Origin of the sequence: Pseudoalteromonas sp. MMG022 (assembly GCF_021654245.1) — a bacterium.
Taxonomy (GTDB): Bacteria; Pseudomonadota; Gammaproteobacteria; order Enterobacterales; family Alteromonadaceae; genus Pseudoalteromonas; species Pseudoalteromonas amylolytica.
Map to the genome: position 1 here is coordinate 83590 of NZ_JAKFZQ010000017.1, position 17801 is coordinate 101390.

A 17801-nucleotide genomic window follows, 5' to 3' on the forward strand; every position below is an offset into this window, starting at 1 on the left:
GGATCAACAACGTAAGAAGGAAATGTTATAAGCTATTTTTTTTCGAGTAGCTTACTCGTACCAATTTCAATTTTGCGAGGTTTTAACGCCTCGGGAACTTCACGTTCTAGGTCAATGACTAGCAGGCCATTTTCCAATTCGGCACCGAGTACTTTTACATGATCTCCGAGCTGGAACTTACGCTCAAAGTTGCGCTGTGCAATACCCTGATGGATGAAACGACGGTCATCATCTTGCTGCTTTTGTTGCTGCTTTTCGCCCTTAACCAATAAGGCATTTCCCTCAGACTGTAAAGATAATTCATGCTCAGCAAATCCAGCCACCGCCATGGTGATCTGATACTTATCTTTACCTAGCGCCTCAATATTGTAAGGAGGGAAACTAGGCTGCTTTTCATTTCGGGCAGCGGCATCCATTAGCGACGCTAAATGGTCAAAACCAATGAATGAACGGTATAGTGGAGATAGATCGACTGTTTGCATAATTTGTATCCTCATAAAGCAATAACTGAGCTGCTTACTCTTTAAAATAAACCAATAAACAGCATGTAAAACATAAAGTTAAATTTTTTGAGGACCCTGTCGGCGTCCTCATAATTCTATCTATGGACAGGACAGAACCTTTTCAAGATATTTTTTTCAACTTTATCCTTAAATCCTTATAACATTATGATTTTTATAACTTTTTAAATGCACTCACTAAAACATCGAGTATTCGAACGGGTATTTTTCGTAGTACGGTACAACGGCCCACATGCCTGATTGCGAACACACATTAATGTGTCCTTGATGACCTCAAAAAGTGTAACTTTGTAGTTAATTATGGGTGCACTTAGATAGAGGTAAATGCTAATTTACGCTACTATTTACATTAATTAGTAGAGTGCCCATACCATAAAATGCCTGATTACTTGGATCCAGCGCTGCGAATCACGCCGCAGTATTTTGTTGAAGAACTGATCGATATCCCTAAGCTCACCGAATTGTTGGAGCTTTACTCTAATGCGACCAAAATGGTTACGGCACTACTTGACTTGCATGGTAATGTGCTTATTGCCACTAACTGGCAAGATTCCTGTACCAAGTTTCATCGTAAAAATGAACAAACCTGCGCCAATTGCCTAGAAAGTGATACTGCTTTGGCGGGTGCTTTAGCTGCAGGTAATAAATACAATGTTTATCGCTGCAAAAACGGGCTAGTCGATGTTGCCACACCCGTTATTATAGAAGGCCAGCATATCGCCAACCTATTTACCGGACAGTTCTTTTTCGAACCGCCAAACCTTGAAGAGTTTCGCCAAAAAGCTAGAAATGTGGGGTTTGACGAAGAACAATATCTTGATGCAATACAGCGGGTTCCAGTTTATTCAGAATCTGAAATAGAAGCTCATTTTGCTTTTTTAGCCAAACTAGCGGAAATGGTTGCAGAAATGGGCGCAAATACCATCAAAATAAAGCAGATGAATAAAAAGGTGGTGCAAGAACACGATGTACTCGCCAGTTCATTCTCCAAGTTTATTGAGATGGCTCCCATTGGAGTAGTCAAAAACCGCATCGACAACGGTCGATTCTTACTGGCGAATGATGCCTTTAGTCGCTTGGTGGGCACAGATAAACTCAGCCTAATGTCACAAACACTGAGAGAACTCATTGCACCTGCAGACAGAGAGAGTTTTGACAAAGCCATTGTAGGGTTGCCAAAAAGCAAAGCGTTTGGAGATTTAAATGTGCACATACAAGTGGCACCCAATAGTTATGCAACGGTTCTATTACATGGCGTTTTGGTAGAAGAAACCACGGGGGTCAAGAGCATTTGGACCGTGGTGCAAGATATTACCGAGTCAATGACACTACAGGCCAACTTGATAGAAGCCATAGACAAAGCGAATATGGCTAGCAACGCTAAGAGTGACTTCTTAGCTAATATGAGCCACGAGATTAGAACCCCAATGAACGGCGTGTTAGGCTCGCTCCAATTGCTTGAGAACCAAGTCACAGAACCTCAGAACAAAAAGTTACTAGATGCTTCTTTGACATCGGCACGCTCATTACTCACCATCATCAACGACATTTTAGACTTTTCTAAGCTTGAGGCGGGTAAGTTAAAGTTAGAATCGATCGGGCTGTCTTTATCGCAAATCATAGAAACGATCATCTCAGACATAGGTCCCACCGCACACAAAAAGAACATCAAACTGTGCGCCCATATTAGTACTGATAGCAACGATCAGTGGCTAGGTGATCCCACACGTATCCGGCAAATCCTTATCAATGTAGTTTCCAATGCCATTAAATTTACCAAGCAAGGTGAGGTAACAATTTCATTGACGACTCGAGTTGACAATGGCCAGCGTCTGCCCGTTATAACCATCACGGATACCGGTATAGGCATGGATGAACAGGGCGTAAAAGCTTTGTTTGAACGTTTTGAACAAGCCGATACCTCCACAACCCGTAACTTTGGCGGCACTGGGCTTGGTATGTCCATCACTCGCAATCTATTAACGCTAATGCATGGCACTATTGATATACAAAGTCAGTTGGGCAAAGGCACAACGGTGACCATCGCGTTGCCGCTTGAAGCAGATAGCAGCACCATCTCGCAGTCAAAAAAAGTTGAACTATTCCCTGCACCTGATTTATCAGGTAAGTGTATTTTGGTCGCCGAGGATAATGATATAAACTGGCTTATCGTCTCTACGATGCTAAAGCATACCAAGGCGACTTTGGTACACGCCAAAGATGGACAAATCGCCATTGAGAAGTTTGCAACAGTAACCCCCGATATCGTACTTATGGATATCCATATGCCGAATATGGATGGTATCAACGCGTGTCATCATATCAAACAACATAGTCCTAACACGCCAGTTATCGTACTCACTGCAAGCATTATGAGTGATGATATTGCAATGTATGAACGTGTCGGCTTTGATGATTGGCTCGGTAAACCTCTTGAAATGAACCTGTTATACAAGAAGTTATCCGTGTTTCAGTAAAAGGACGAACCACCGCATTCTAATTTACTTGATTACAGATGTAGCAGTAATGATGTTTGCGCCTTTTTCGGCATTTTTTTCACCACCAACAGGTACGAATTGTCAATCATTCGCTCAATTTCACCTTGTGGAATAGAGCCGTCAAGCAACACGGTGTTCCACAGCCTTTTATTCATGTGGTAACCTGGTAAAACCGATGGGAAGATATCTCTAAGCGCTTGCGCTTCATCTGGTTCACATTTTAAGTTAATTCGCCACGTTTCATTGTGTTTGTCTCCCATGTACTTGCCAAACGAAAGCGTAGCGAACATTTTGTCTTTTACCTTATACACATCAACCCCTTCGCCAAAGGGCTGACTCACAGTCGCTTCTGGTTTGTTCATAAAATATTGATGAACCTGCAGGTGATCCATAAAACCTCCTTGTTATTTAGCATGTAGTAACATGTTAGTCGTTGCGTAAGGATTGTCTCCACTGGCTATAGTTCACAGCCGCCAACACGGTATAAAATACAAACAGCACCACGGTTGGGAAATAGCCCTTGCTTACGTAAAGATAAATTGATGCGGCATCAATCACAACCCAATATAACCAGTTCTCCAGCACTTTTTTCGCGAGAAGGTAGGTGGCAACGACGCCAAAACAAGTCGTCAGGGAGTCCAAATAGGCAAAGTCCGCATAGGTGTAATGCTCCATAACATATCCAAGGGCTATACCAACCGCACTTGTGATGGCAATCAACCGAGTATGAGAGCGTAATGACCAACTACTGATCGGTAACTGATTTTCTTCATGTAGAGTGAGTTTTGCCCCCAACATTTGGCCTTGTCGCCATTGCCACCAGCCATAAACCGCCATTGCCATATAAAAAAAGTTTAGCAACGACTCCATCAACAATGCGCCATTGAAAAACAACAAAGTATAAATTAATGTACTGATACCGCCTGCGACCCAGCACCAGGCACTTTGCTTCATCGCCAACAGCATGTAAGCGATAGACAATAATACGGCGCTGTACTCCCAAACTGACATGGCTTGAAAGCCACTGATAACATGTTGGAAAAAGCCAACTAATTCATTCATATATTTTAATGCTCAATTGTAACTAACAGACTCTCCAATGCTGACGCATCCTTACACAGGCAATTGAAATCAAGTCGCATTATGTTATCACCCTTCTGGCGAGTACGCCTTGTGAAAGCCCGTTAAATTTCAACTTATGATGTATTTTTAGGTAAACGCGGAGTTGGCTTGAGCGAGGGGAGTCGATCCTTTGCAAAATCAATCTCCCCCAATAACTGAAGGGAACTATTAGTGGTAAAAAAGTTTATATTGAGTGGCACAAAAAGCCTTATCTTAAAGCTTGCTTACGCTGCCTTAAGATAAGGCTCTTGGCCTTTATGTTTTGCGTTGCGTTTAAAGCTACCTTTGCCTTTTTTCGCCTTTTCAACTTTGACTTTAAACAGTGGGCTGGTGACTAATGCTTTGAGTGCATTATCTTTTATTTCACCTCGTTGATGGGCGTGGCAGTGTTGTTTTTTACTCATGATAATTCCTTAAAATTGACTACTAAATCGTCTAATGACGGGGCGAATTATTGGCATAAATGCCGCTGTATGCAAGTAATTTTTATGCTGTTTTTTTGACTCTATCCAACTCACATTAAAACAAACAAAAACAAGGACTTACTTAGTTCACTGCTGCTTTTCCAGCAGATTAATCTGGTTTACTGGGTATTGTTATCAAACCTTCATACCTCACTCGCTATACTGTAAGAAAATAAATTTAACTTGCCAAACGTTTGAGCTTTATTATGCCCAGCATTGTAACCGATCACGGTATTACACTGAATTATCAGGATGAAGGGCCCAAAGAGGCCCCTGCCATTATTTTAATAATGGGGTTAGGCGCACAAATGACCGTGTGGCCAGAGCCCTTTTTTTACGGACTAGTTAAAAAAGGTTTTCGTGTCGTGCGCTTTGATAATCGCGATACGGGGCTTTCTACTCAGTTAGAGCAATATGGTAGTCCTAGCCTTGTACAAACATGGTTAAAAAAGCGCTTCGCATCCACAGCCGCAGCCCCCTATACCCTTGAAGATATGTGTCAGGATACATTAGCACTGATGGGCGCTTTACGAATAAAAAAAGCGCACTTAGTCGGCGCTTCTATGGGCGGTATGATAGCGCAATCTTTGGCTGCTAAGCATAAAAAGAAAGTGTTGAGTCTGACTCTCGTGATGTCATCTTCATCCATGCCCCGCCTTTGTACACGTAACTTTTTGCTTTTTATGCGCCTGCTTCGCTTGCAACCTGTGAGAAACAATGAGGCGTCCAGTATTAATTACCTCGTGAGGTTAAACCAATTAATTGGCAGTCCTGGGTATCCACAAGACGAACACACGCTCCAAAAACAGGCTAAGTTGAGCGTAGCTCGTGCTCATACTCCAAGTGGTTTCAAACGCCAGTTAGTCGCGCTTACTTACAGCGGCAGTCGGGAGCATTTACTGCCTAAAATAAAAGCACCAACTCTGGTTATTCATGGTTTAGAAGACCCCATCTTCCCCTTGTGTGCAGGCCAAAAAACAGCGCAGAGCATACGTAAAGCTAAACTAAAAGTCGTACCAGGAATGGGCCATAATTTTCCACCCGAGTTGATGAAAAAAATGACAAAATGGGTTGCCAAGCACGTCACTAAATCCGAACGAAAGCGACTTGAGAAAAAAGCTCGCAAATGTGAGCTGCACATCATGAAAAGCTAAACCTCATTTACCTGAGGTTTACCTGAGGCTACCTTCCCATATGTGCTTTAATCCATGCTTTTACTGGGGTAACCCATTCGTTCATTGGCTTGTAAAATGCCCCATGTTCAAGGCCAGTATCGATCATAATTTCATTAAACGAACGCGTTTGTGTACTGCGTTTGGCCAAAGCTGCGCAGCTTTGAGGGCCATCTGAGCGCTCATAGACCGATAGCACGTGGCCAAACACCTTTATATCTGTGTGTTTACTAGAGACAAGCCTACCGCAGCCAGCCAATATCACGGTATTAATCTCTAAATCTGAGAGCTTATCAGAGGCAACACCCGCGATAAACGAGCCTCGAGAAAAGCCAACTAATGTAATATTCCTTGCTGAAACACCTTTTTCAACCAATGTGCGTACCTGTTGATTTAATTCATAGGCGTAAGCAAAGGGGTCAGTGTTTTTAGCTCTATGGTGTGCAATTAAAGTATAGCTTTTATCAGCAAGTGCTTGTTTAATTGCTGGAAAATCATAAACCCCCCAACCGTTTTTAGTATTTATTGGTTTTGGGTTTGTTCCCTCAACTATGTAACCATGTTGATAAAATACAAATTTGTCGTTTGTAGATACAGACTCTGGTGGAGCCGTCAAGACAGTCGCACTCCAGCTATTGAAAGATATCAGCGCTGTGAGCCAAGCGCAGCTTACCATACGAAGTTTCATCACTTTCCTTTTCCTTACCTCACGTTATTGGTAGTTAAAAAAGGGGCGCCAATGGTTGCCCCTTGCCAACTGGTAACATTCCAGTGTATTTAAAACCGATGAAGTTGCGCATCAAAACGATGAGCAACCTCTTTAATACTAGTCGCTCAATCTTAAGTCTTACTGAATTGAAAATTTTTGTACGAGTGCGTAACAATATGATTATACTAAAACAATCTCTACTCTCAACTATGCTTGTACGGATAAGTTCAAGCTTGATAGTATAAATTTTGCAACGTTCGCTTCGCATAACCGCTTTAGGAGAAAGCATGGAAAATCGGTCCCTTACAATAAAAACTATGACCCCAAGTGAGCTGGATATTGCCGTTGAGTGGGCAGCATGCGAGGGCTGGAATCCTGGGCTCAGTGACGCTCAGTGCTATTATCGAGCCGATCCTAATGGTTTCTTGATGGGCTATTTGGGTGATGAACCCATCGCATCTATCTCTGTGGTGAAATACAATGATAGTTTCGGATTTTTAGGCTTTTATATCGTTAAACCCGAGTATCGAGGCTTAGGTTTTGGCTGGCAAATATGGCAAGCTGGACTGCAATATTTGAATGGCTGTAATATCGCGCTCGATGGTGTTGTTGCTCAGCAAGATAACTATAAAAAGTCTGGTTTTAAACTTGCCTATCGTAACATCCGTTTTGCGGGCACAGGCGGTGGTACAGAACCGCTAGCCAGCAACATCGTATCGCTAAGTGATCTGCCCATCGCTACTGTACTTGACTACGAACAGGCGTTTTTCCCTGCCAAGCGTGAAAGCTTTCTCAAATGCTGGGTAACCCAAGCTAACAGCCACGCTCTCGCTATCATGAACGAAGGAAAAATCGCGGGGTATGGCGTGATCCGCCCTTGTCGACAAGGCTATAAAATAGGCCCCCTATTTGCGAATAGTAAAGCTGAGGCAGAGCAACTTTTTCAAGCCCTACGCGCTAAAATCTCCACAACAGACACAATTTATTTAGATGTTCCTGAAGTTAATGACGCCGCGGTTGCTCTGGCTAACGACCATGGTATGGCACCTGATTTTGAAACCGCCAGAATGTACACGGGCAACACACCAAAGCTATCTCTCGAAAGAACATACGGCGTAACATCATTTGAAATAGGCTAATAAAACAAGGCGCTTTGACTTTAAAACCATAAAAATATCAAAGTTGCCTTAAACCTTTTGGAAAATCATCGCGTCATACCCTTAAAAAATAACAAAGGACTATTATGCTGTACCCAACTCGGCTTGTTTCCCTCACTCTGGTTTTCATTTTTTGTATACTTACTTCGTTGACAAGCAAAGCACAAACTACACCCGTAGCGCCTTTTCAAGGGCTTCTTTCTGTTTCACAAGCACATCAAGATATTGAGCAGTGGTTTAACTGGCTACATCAGACTCATCCAGATTTATCGCACAGCGTAGAAGATGTTGATGCCTTTTATCAAAAAGTAGTGCAGATCAAAAGCGCGATTAAATCCCCAATGACCGCAATGACACTGTGGCAACACATGGCCCCACTTAACTCCATGCTCGCAGATGGTCACATTAAGGTAGGGCATGGCTCAACGTCACAGTGGCGTCAATGGATTGCGCAGGGAACAGCATTGCTTCCACTAGAAGTGCATATAAACGATGACGGCATTTATGTGGCACGAGACCTAGGCACACAAACTAGCCGCTATCAAGGCGCTAAAATAGAATCTATCAATGGCATCAGCGCCACCAGCATGTTGCAACTCTTACTCACCAATACCCATGGCGACACACTGGCTTTTCGCCAAAGCGTGCTAGAAAGTCAGTTTAATCGCTTATTTTATATGACATTTGGCCCACAAGATTCCTTTCATATCAACCTGACGCACAAAGGTAAACCACACAGTATTACGCTCAGCGCCAAGGCTGCACTACCGAAAAGCCTCGCAACGTCTACCTTTGCAGAGGAATTCAATGTCACCTATCAAGACAACACAGCCATATTACGCGTGAACACGTTTGCATGGGATGGTTTTAAACAATACCTCACCTTTATGGACGGTGTATTCACGGATATCAAAGAAAAGAACATTAATCACTTAATCATTGATATCAGCAAAAACGGAGGTGGTAACGACGATATGTGGATGGCAGGCATATTGCGTTATATCGCCGATAAGCCCTATCGGCACTTTTCAACTTACCGCTCAAAGATTTTATTAAAATATCGTGATCCGGGGCAAATTGTTGGCAATATTGAACAAGGTGAAAATACCCGCTTAATCCAACCAGACCTACAGCTGGATAACTTCTACACTGGCAAAGTGTCCCTTCTAATAGGTACGGGTACTTACTCATCATCTGTTGTGTTTGCAAACACCGTACAGGACTATAAATTTGCTCAGCTTATAGGTACCCAAACAGGTGGTCGCAGCACACAAAGCGGTGGCATCCAATTCACTACACTCACGCACAGTCAGCTGCAAATGATTTCACCACGATTTTTACTGACCCGCCCAAGTGGTGTTACTCAAATGACGCCTGTTGTGCCCGATATCTCTTTGACACAAGCAAGCTTACCCGAAAATATACTTTAACGGCTTTAAATTTCCTCACCTTACTGGAGCCTGTATGTTTGGGCTCCAGTCCAATTCAGATCTCTAACATCAATCTAAACATCAAGTTTTTCGATTAAGCCAATCGTTTTAATTCGCTCATAAACCCACCGCCCTTTCCTATACTCTTGGCAACGATTTCAAACGCGGGCGCAAAAGATATCAAACCGCTTGTGTTTATTGTGACCTGGTATTTCACCATTCTCAGGTCAATGTAGTGAGTATGCAAATTAATCGCCCCCTTGCGGAGGCAGGTAAACTTTAAGGAAACTTACCATGAATGAGCGACTTTTTAACAAGCGACTACTGGCCAGTTTGGTCGGTTTGCTACTAATTTCTGGCGGTGCATCCGCACAAAACCAAGAAAAAGCCCAGATGAGTAAGCCTCAAGGGGCTATCGGCAGTGGTGTAGCCAAAGCAGGACAAGCAAAAACAAATCAATTTTGGTGGCCCGATCAATTAAATTTAGCGCCATTACGTGATCATGATGCTCGGTCAAATCCATATGGTGAAGATTTTGATTACGCCAAAGCATTTAGCAGCTTAGATTTAGACCAAGTAAAACAAGATATAGATGCGCTGCTTACAACATCTCAAGACTGGTGGCCCGCTGACTTTGGCAACTATGGTCCGTTTTTCATCCGCATGACATGGCACAGCGCAGGTACCTATCGTACATTAGATGGCCGTGGTGGCGCAGATGGTGGGCAACAACGTTTTGACCCACTCAATAGCTGGCCAGACAATGGTAATTTAGACAAAGCTCGTCGCTTGTTATGGCCGGTAAAACAACAGTATGGTGAAGCATTGTCTTGGGCTGACCTGATGGTATTGGCTGGCAACGTTTCGCTAGAAAATATGGGTTTTAAAACCTTTGGCTTTGCCGGTGGCCGTGCTGATGATTGGGAACCAGACTTGGTATACTGGGGTCCAGAGTTGGAAATGCTGGCCAGCGATAGACACGAACGGGACGGCAAACTTCAGCGTCCACTCGGCGCAACCCATATGGGGCTTATCTACGTCAATCCAGAAGGCCCGAGAGGCGTTCCCGATCCCTTGGGTTCTGCAAAAAATATTCGTACCGCGTTCTCTCGAATGGCTATGAATGATGAAGAGACCTTAGCGCTGATAGCTGGTGGCCACACCTTTGGTAAAATGCATGGTGCACACAAACCAAAAGATTGCGTGGGTAAAGAACCTGGTGCTGCAGACATTGAGCAACAAGGCCTTGGTTGGAAAAACACCTGCGGTAAAGGACACTCAGAAGACACCGTAACCAGCGGTTTAGAAGGCGCTTGGACGCAAGCCCCCACTAAGTGGACCTCTTTGTATTTAAGTAACCTATTGAACTTTGAATGGCAGCAAACACGCAGCCCAGCTGGCGCAATTCAATGGATACCAACCGATGAGTCGCTGCATAAAGCAGTGCCAGATGCCCATATCAAAGGTAAGTTTAATCCACCAGTGATGACAACCGCTGATTTAGCACTGAAGTTCGACCCTGAATATCGCAAGATAGCGGAGCGGTTTTTAGCGGACCCTGAGCAGTACCGTTTGGCATTTGCCAAAGCATGGTACAAATTAACCCACAGAGATATGGGGCCTGCACGTAACTTTCTTGGCAAGGAAGTACCGAAAGAAACCATGATATGGCAAGACCCAATTGATGAAAAAACCGCATCAAAGCTAGACAATGATGATATTAACGAGCTGAAAAAACAGGTGTTAGATTCAGGTCTAAGTGTGTCTGAGCTCGTTCGAGTAGCTTGGGGCGCTGCAGCAAGCTATCGCGCAGCGGACAAACGCGGTGGCGTCAATGGTGCCCGTATAGCACTGGCACCACAAAAAGATTGGCAAGTTAATAACCCCGTGGAAACACAAAAAGTCATTAAAGTGCTCAGCAACATCCAATCAAATTTCAATGGCGGTATGTTCAACAGCAGTCGTGTTTCTTTGGCGGATTTGATTGTGTTAGCTGCAAATGCGGCCATTGAAAAAGCAGCTAAAGACGCGGGTTACGCAGTATCGGTACCATTTATTCCTGGTCGAGCGGATGCAACACAGGCACAAACCGATGTGAACTCATTTAGCTTGCTAGAGCTCAGTGCCGATGGTTTTAGAAACTACTTTGACAAACAAAACAGCTATAAGTCACCCACTGAAATGCTGATTGATAAAGCCGATCAACTCAACCTGAGTGTGCCACAGATGACTGTACTGATTGGTGGTATGCGCGTATTAGATGCAAATTATCAGGGGGTGAAACATGGCGTATTCACCAATCAGCCAGGCACCTTAAGTAACGACTTTTTCGTAAACTTACTCGACATGTCAACAGTTTGGAGAAAGTCATCAGAGCAAGGTATATATCAAGGTTTTGACCGTCAAACGGGTGAGCCGAAATGGAGCGCGACTTCAGTTGATTTGATCTTTGGTTCTAACTCTGAGTTACGTGCTGTGGCGGAAGTGTATGCATTCGATACGTCAAAACAAAAGTTTGTGGACGACTTTATCAAAGCGTGGACCAAGGTGATGAATTTAGACCGCTAAACGTATCCTTTGTAGGCACTGAGCAACCATACTCAGTGCCTTTTTCCACTAACCACCCGAATTTTCTCCATTTTCTTTGCACGATTCAACGCTACCTTAGCGCCAAATGAGTTCTTAAACACTCATAAAGACCAATATAATCAAATATAAGGATAAACTAATGGCGTTTAAATTAAGCTCTTTGTGCCTTGCTCTGTCGCTGGGCCTATCAAACTATGCAATGGCTTCTTGTAACGGTATAGGCGATGGAGCCAGTGCTACTTTAGAGGGCGTTTCACTAAGAATTGCAGGTTCTGCTGAGTCCGAGTCATTTTCATTTAACACTTCGCAAGACACATTAACCGTTACTAGAACCGCCAGCGGTAACACCAGCTGCGATACATTTTACCTCAGCCAAATCATGTTTATTGAAGCCAGATTGGGCGCAGGGAATGACACCTTCAATGGACAAGATGTCGCAGTCATGCAGTACGTCTATGGCGAAAATGGTAATGACACAATTACCACAGGCTCGCAACAAGATAGAGTGTATGGTGGTGCAGGTAATGACACGATTTATGGTCGTGCTGGCAATGATATGTTGCACGGACAAGACGGTAGCGATGTGATCTATGGCGGCTATGGCAATGATCACATTACGGGAGGAAACGACCATGACCAACTGTTTGGCGATCAGAATGATGACGTAATCGTTGGTGACAATGGTGGTGATTTACTCATGGGTGGCCAAGGTAGTGACCTGCTTATGGGTGGTAATGATAATGACTATCTCGGTGGAGGGTGCCGTCTTGCTAATGCCAATAATGGCTATATTTACGAACAAAGTGGCTGTAACAGCAACAGCGATGGTGGCGACACCTTATACGGCGGAAGCGGTGACGACGTGCTAAGTGGTGATAAGGGGAATGACAAACTCTACGGTGAAGACGGCGATGATTATCTAACCGGTAATAAGGGTCGCGAAGACCGACTATACGGCGGTAACGGTAAAGACGCCCTCTTTGAAGTAGGCGATGGTGATGTCGTCAATAGTAGCAAATGGCACAAAGCATGGGGCAACGGCGGCGACGATATTCTCTTCACTTACTTAGAAAACTCACGACAAGAAGGTGGTAGCGGCAATGACGTCATTATTACTTCGTCAACGGAGTTTGACGCAAAAATTCAAGGTGGTAGAAATGCCGATTACATTTGGACAGCCGATGCTTTTCCTGAGGGCAGTTGCGGCAAGGGTGATGATAAAGGGGTATTATTTTTAAATAGCTGTGAGGGCATCACTTGGGTTGATGACTATCAAGGACTGCTATCTAAAGTTGATAAGAAAAGTAACTTCGATAACCCCTACTATGACGCCGCCAATGCTGTGGTAGAAATGCCTGGTTCATACACAGGCTTAAATAATGGTTGGCGTAGTTATGGCCCTCGCCCCACCGCACTATTCGATATAGTTTCCAGTGCCGTATTTCAACGCTGGTTGGAAGATCAATCTACAAAACCCTACTCATACTACGAGTGGCGTGTTGATTACAACGTTGGCTCAGGTATTTACGGCACCTATATAAACTGTATGGAGAATAACGTTGCTTATAAATGTAAGCACATTTTGCAACAAATCCAGACCTGCTACAACCAAACAGGTAGTGTGGTAGATTGCCAATAACACTTACTAACCCGGCATCTCATGCCGGGTTCGCCCGTTAAGCGTTACTCAACCTTTTGTTCACCCAAAGCGCAGACATAATAATGGCACCACCAATAGCAAGCCGCATAATGTCCGCGTCTCGATTCCAAATAGCCACGTTGACTAAAATGCCCGCAGGGATAAGCATATTATTCATAACAGCCAATACACCGACATCCACAACTGTAGCCCCTTTGTTCCACGCAAAATAACCCAACCCTGACGCTATGACTCCCAAATAGATAAGGACACTCCACTGCACAGCCGTTGTTGGTAAACCTGTTACATCGCCAAATGCAGCAAAGCAAGAAACAGCAACGGCTAACGCACCGATAAAAAACCAAGCAAATACGCTTTGCTGGGGAATTTCCTTGTCTTGCATCAGCCGTTTATACATCACCTGCCCTGTTGCAAAACATATATTTGCGCCCTGTACCAACAGCATACCAATCAAAAACTGCCCATCTACGCCTTCATAGCGAATCGCTATCGCGCCTATCACGGCGATTAAAGCTGCCACTAAAAAGCCGATATGAAAGCGCTTCGCCAGCAGGTCATTGAACAGGGTAATATACAGTGGCGTCATAACGGTAAAGAGCAGCACCTCTGGCACACTTAAAAATAAAAACGAATGATAGTAAAAGCCGTACATCGCACCCAATTGAATAGCACCTACCAGCATCAATTTGGCGGCAAGCTTTTTGGGTATTACAGACAGCTTTAAGAAGGGAAGAAATACACAGGTCGCCAAAGTAATACGCACCAGCACACTGAACCAAGCGTCTACTTGTCCTGCCAAATATACGCCTATCAAGCTAAATGAAAAAGCCCACAACAAGGTTACCGAAATAAGATATTGCATACAGCCTGCGCTTTACCCAAAAATGCTATCGTACACAATCACGTGTCGTGATTCACCTATTGTGAAGCTTTACTCACTCATGAGCCGTTCTTTTTAAAAGTTTGTAAAGGGTATCTATGCGTTTATTGGTGCGATAACTTTCATAGCACATGTTTACGCCTATCAATATTGTGCCGTAGAGCAAGCAGTAAGAAGTGAGCTGTTCTGAGCTACTAGGCACTAGTGCGCTCCAGCCAAATGCCAAAGCACATACGCTCAACGCTTTAACACAGTGTGACAACACGTTGGGACGTAGCGACGCTAATTCAGCTTCCAATTGAACTTGCTTCTTCATTTGTGCCAACGCGATATGACTTTCTATACTTTCTTTATTCATAATCTCTCCTTAGACAACGATAAAACTCCCTGACATATATCCAATTTGCCATTCCTGAACTTAAGCCCCTTTATTGGGTACTCAAATTGAGTCAATTATACAAGTCAACTTTATAATTACCAGTCCTATCTAGAGTAAATACGTTAATTTCTTGTATCTGGGATATTCCACTTGTTTTTATAGACTTTAATCTGTACAGCCTATGCTGGCTGCACACATAGTATTATTTAACTTAACTTTTCAGAAATATAATAAATTACCTAAATTTAACACAGTTGATTGATTTGTTTTCATCTTTGCAATTATTTGTTAGAGTTCTTTGGTCGGCTTATTCGACGCTATGGGCAAACCATTCGAAAGGATGGGGCGCAAAGTCACCGGTCTAAGGGGTCAACAGCCCTATGATAGCGGGATTGCTAGCGCAGCCAAACCATTCGGCTGCCTATCTTTCCGTTCCAAATGACCAAGTTGTTATTATTTGGAGCATAAAATGAAATTATTAACAAAAAGCAAAGCTGTCATGCTTTGTGGGTGTATTGGTATGGCATTAGGCTCTACCGCCTATGCCGCTGGCAAAAACACACCACAAACAGCATTGCCAATAAAAGCCATCAACAATTTACCAAATGGCAAACTAAAAACTAGCCTCAGCAAATTACCCCCTCACGCCCAACAAAAGGCGCTTGTACAACTACAAGAACTGGCAATTCCAGCTATTGATACCTTGCTGATGCAAGCCGATAGCAGCGGTGAGCTGTTCTACATCGAAGAAGCTTTGGTTGACGGCCTAGCGAACGATTCTGAACAAGCATACACGTTGCCGCCTGTGGATGTGTTTAAACTACACAGTAACCCAAGTTCTAATAACAAAGTGTTTTTAGATTTCGATGGCGGCATTGTCAGCGGTCGCGCATGGGGAAGCGGTGCCACTTTTGATTCAGCGCCCTATGATTTAGATGGCGATCCAAGTACATTCAATGAAAATGAACGCGCGCGTATTCATGACATCTGGAACCGCATGGCGGATGATTTCGCCGCCTTTGACATTGATGTCACAACAGAAGCTCCCGTTGAGTTTGGTCCGAATGTTGGCTGGGTGTTATTTACCAAAGACACCGATCTGTCTGGCTATGCCATGCCACATCAAGGTGCCGGGGGCGTGGCCTACGTGAACGTGTGGGGCCGCAGTAATTTTACTTACTATCAACCTGCGTTTGTGTACTACAACCGCCTAGGCAGCGGCGTCGCATCTTATATGGCTGAAGCAGGCTCTCATGAGCTTGGCCACAATTTGGGATTAAGCCATGATGGCACTTCCACGCAAAGCTACTATCCAGGCCTTGGCAATGATAGCGCTCCGAGCAGTTGGGCGCCAATTATGGGCGCCAGCTACTATAAAAATGTGACCCAATGGAGTAAAGGGGAATACCCCGATGCCAACCAAAATCAGGATGATATCGCGATCATCGCAACCAAATTAGGCATGACAATCGACACCGAAGGTAGCAGTGATAACCCTGTTATTTTGCAAGTAGACAGCCAAGGTGGATTTTCTGCGACTAACCGCCAAATAGACCCCGACAACGTATCTACAGGCAACAAAGGTAGCGTGCAAGTCAGTGACAGTGACTGGTTTCAGTTCAGTGTGGGCAGTGGTCCCGCTGAATTTATTGCCATCCCTGCCTGGGATGTATTTCCTCGCAGCAACAAGCGTGGTGCTAATCTGGATATTGGCCTGAATTTATACGACAGTAGTGGCACAGTGGTCGCAACTAATAATACCCATAACGATACCAGTGCTAGTATTCAGATAGATCTCGCACAAGGGGTTTATACGCTAGAAGTGTTTGGTGCTGCGGGCCCATATGCAAGCGACTATGCAAGTCAAGGCCATTTCTATTTACAGGGTCAAGTGACTCCTGCAACCCCTGATAATACACCACCAGATCCTAATCCTATGAGTTTTGCTCAAGCTCCAACAGCGATGAGTGATTCAGAAATTACAATGCAGGCTGTTAGCGCTATTGATGACAATGGTGGTGTCGTAAGCTATCGCTTTGACTGCACACAAAATGGCAATATCTGCCAAGGCAGTGACTGGCAAAGTGATACTGTGTTTACGGCAACGGCACTACAATCACAGACTCAATATTGCTTCAGCGTACAAGCAAAAGATTTAACAGGTAACACCACGGTGCCATCTGCAAGTTTGTGTGCTACCACACATACCCCAACGCCAAAACCTTTGCCCCCTGCTCCACCAAGCAATTTATCAGTGCTTGACGCTCAAGACGGTACCGCTTTATTAAATTGGCAAGACAACAGTGACAATGAGCTGGTATTTGAAGTACAGCGAGAGTCACAACACAAAAACGGTCGCTGGCAGGCAACCCAGCTGGTGGCACCTGTTAGCAGCAATGAAACCACATACACTGATAACAGCGGTAAGGGGACATTTCGTTATCGAGTACGTGCAGTGAATGAAATAGCCAGTTCTGAGTGGACGATATGGCAGGTAGTGAGCGTGACCAGCACCACAGACGGTGGCTCAGATAAACCCTGTAAAGGCAAAAAGTGTACTAATTAGACATATCTCCCTTAGATATCACCAAAAGCAGCCACTTGGCTGCTTTTTTTGCAGGCTGTGCTGCTCACATCACATTGATAAGGCCAATAATTCTATCTCAGCGGTCTATCGACTGCTCAGTCTTGCCCTAAAACACTTTTCACGGTGTCGAACAACATATAATGATCGTCACATAAAATAGATTTTTGGCTTAAATCTAATTGCTCTCCTTTGACCCTACCGGGTAAAAAACCACCACCACATAACGCCTTATGTGGGCATTGCTGGCAATCTAGTGGCCGATAGTTTTTAAGCTTCAGGAGTTTAGCAAACATGGGTTCCTGTTCCAGTTGAGAAACTCCATCAGATATATGTAAGTCCGTTTTGCATCCGCCATCTTTGGCAGAGCGGAAATAATCAGGGTATTCAATCTGACCTTGTGTGTTCACCACAAACATATTCAGTACATCATTGCCTATCGAGTCAATATGAGCCTTACTGCCGTGTAAGACAGTCAAAATGTTAAAAAATGAACGAATATAGATGCTAGGATCATCATTGCGCATCCAGATATTGAATAGCGCTTGTAGCCACTTTCCATAGCGGTGCTGTTTAATAACACTGTCATGTAATACATCTTGTTTCACGGTGTCATGATTGATCTCTATGGGCCAC

General features: G+C 44.0%; 15 protein-coding genes and 1 riboswitch. Of the genes, 7 read left to right on the forward strand and 8 right to left on the reverse strand.

All coding sequences use genetic code 11. The features are described from left to right. Window positions 1-32 precede the first annotated feature (32 nt). On the reverse strand, window positions 33-482 hold the full coding sequence (locus L1070_RS15160; protein ID WP_237126167.1) for an Hsp20 family protein: 450 nt from the start codon (window positions 480-482) through the stop codon (window positions 33-35). 416 nt (window positions 483-898) lie between these two features. Between L1070_RS15160 and L1070_RS15165 the strand changes: the two genes are divergently transcribed. Further along, window positions 899-2998: a PocR ligand-binding domain-containing protein gene (locus L1070_RS15165; protein ID WP_237126168.1), complete on the forward strand. Its 2100-nt coding sequence runs from the start codon at window positions 899-901 to the stop codon at window positions 2996-2998. A 32-nt stretch (window positions 2999-3030) separates the two neighbouring features. Here L1070_RS15165 and L1070_RS15170 read toward each other — a convergent pair whose 3' ends face one another. From L1070_RS15170 to L1070_RS15180, 3 genes are all read right to left on the reverse strand, one after another. Next, entirely contained in the window at window positions 3031-3411 is a 381-nt protein-coding gene (locus tag L1070_RS15170; RefSeq protein WP_237126169.1) for an MmcQ/YjbR family DNA-binding protein, read from the reverse strand. Between the two features lie 34 nt (window positions 3412-3445). Further along, window positions 3446-4081 (reverse strand): nicotinamide riboside transporter PnuC, encoded by a 636-nt coding sequence (pnuC, locus tag L1070_RS15175; protein WP_070985653.1) that lies wholly within the window; start codon window positions 4079-4081, stop codon window positions 3446-3448. 284 nt (window positions 4082-4365) lie between these two features. Beyond that, entirely contained in the window at window positions 4366-4545 is a 180-nt protein-coding gene (locus L1070_RS15180; RefSeq protein WP_070985654.1) for a ribosome alternative rescue factor ArfA, read from the reverse strand. A 266-nt stretch (window positions 4546-4811) separates the two neighbouring features. On the opposite strand from L1070_RS15180, the gene L1070_RS15185 reads away from it, so the two are divergent. Continuing rightward, on the forward strand, window positions 4812-5759 hold the full coding sequence (locus L1070_RS15185; RefSeq protein ID WP_237126170.1) for an alpha/beta hydrolase: 948 nt from the start codon (window positions 4812-4814) through the stop codon (window positions 5757-5759). 28 nt (window positions 5760-5787) lie between these two features. Here L1070_RS15185 and L1070_RS15190 read toward each other — a convergent pair whose 3' ends face one another. Next, a complete protein-coding gene (locus tag L1070_RS15190; RefSeq protein ID WP_237126184.1) occupies window positions 5788-6465 on the reverse strand; it encodes an alpha/beta hydrolase in 678 nt (225 codons plus the stop codon). Window positions 6466-6773: 308 nt separating this feature from the next. Between L1070_RS15190 and L1070_RS15195 the strand changes: the two genes are divergently transcribed. From L1070_RS15195 to L1070_RS15210, 4 genes are all read left to right on the forward strand, one after another. Continuing rightward, window positions 6774-7625 (forward strand): GNAT family N-acetyltransferase, encoded by an 852-nt coding sequence (locus L1070_RS15195; protein ID WP_237126171.1) that lies wholly within the window; start codon window positions 6774-6776, stop codon window positions 7623-7625. 104 nt (window positions 7626-7729) lie between these two features. Continuing rightward, window positions 7730-9073, forward strand: a complete 1344-nt coding sequence (locus L1070_RS15200; RefSeq protein WP_237126172.1) for a S41 family peptidase — start codon at window positions 7730-7732, stop codon at window positions 9071-9073. Between the two features lie 294 nt (window positions 9074-9367). Next, entirely contained in the window at window positions 9368-11641 is a 2274-nt protein-coding gene (katG, locus tag L1070_RS15205) for a catalase/peroxidase HPI (protein WP_237126173.1), read from the forward strand. Window positions 11642-11801: 160 nt separating this feature from the next. After that, window positions 11802-13301 (forward strand): calcium-binding protein, encoded by a 1500-nt coding sequence (locus tag L1070_RS15210; protein ID WP_237126174.1) that lies wholly within the window; start codon window positions 11802-11804, stop codon window positions 13299-13301. Window positions 13302-13338: 37 nt separating this feature from the next. On the opposite strand, the gene L1070_RS15215 is transcribed toward L1070_RS15210, so the two are convergent. Together L1070_RS15215 and L1070_RS15220 are read right to left on the reverse strand one after the other, a co-directional pair. Then, window positions 13339-14184, reverse strand: a complete 846-nt coding sequence (locus L1070_RS15215) for a carboxylate/amino acid/amine transporter (RefSeq protein WP_237126175.1) — start codon at window positions 14182-14184, stop codon at window positions 13339-13341. A 73-nt stretch (window positions 14185-14257) separates the two neighbouring features. Further along, complete coding sequence (locus L1070_RS15220; RefSeq protein WP_237126176.1) at window positions 14258-14560, reverse strand: hypothetical protein; 303 nt, start codon at window positions 14558-14560, stop codon at window positions 14258-14260. A 333-nt stretch (window positions 14561-14893) separates the two neighbouring features. Beyond that, a riboswitch (cyclic di-GMP riboswitch) is annotated at window positions 14894-14981 on the forward strand. 69 nt (window positions 14982-15050) lie between these two features. On the opposite strand from L1070_RS15220, the gene L1070_RS15225 reads away from it, so the two are divergent. Then, on the forward strand, window positions 15051-17147 hold the full coding sequence (locus tag L1070_RS15225) for a M12 family metallo-peptidase (protein WP_237126177.1): 2097 nt from the start codon (window positions 15051-15053) through the stop codon (window positions 17145-17147). 116 nt (window positions 17148-17263) lie between these two features. Here the strand turns inward: L1070_RS15225 and L1070_RS15230 are convergent. Beyond that, window positions 17264-17801 (reverse strand): hypothetical protein (locus L1070_RS15230; protein WP_237126178.1); only part of this gene is annotated, 538 nt, incomplete at its 5' end.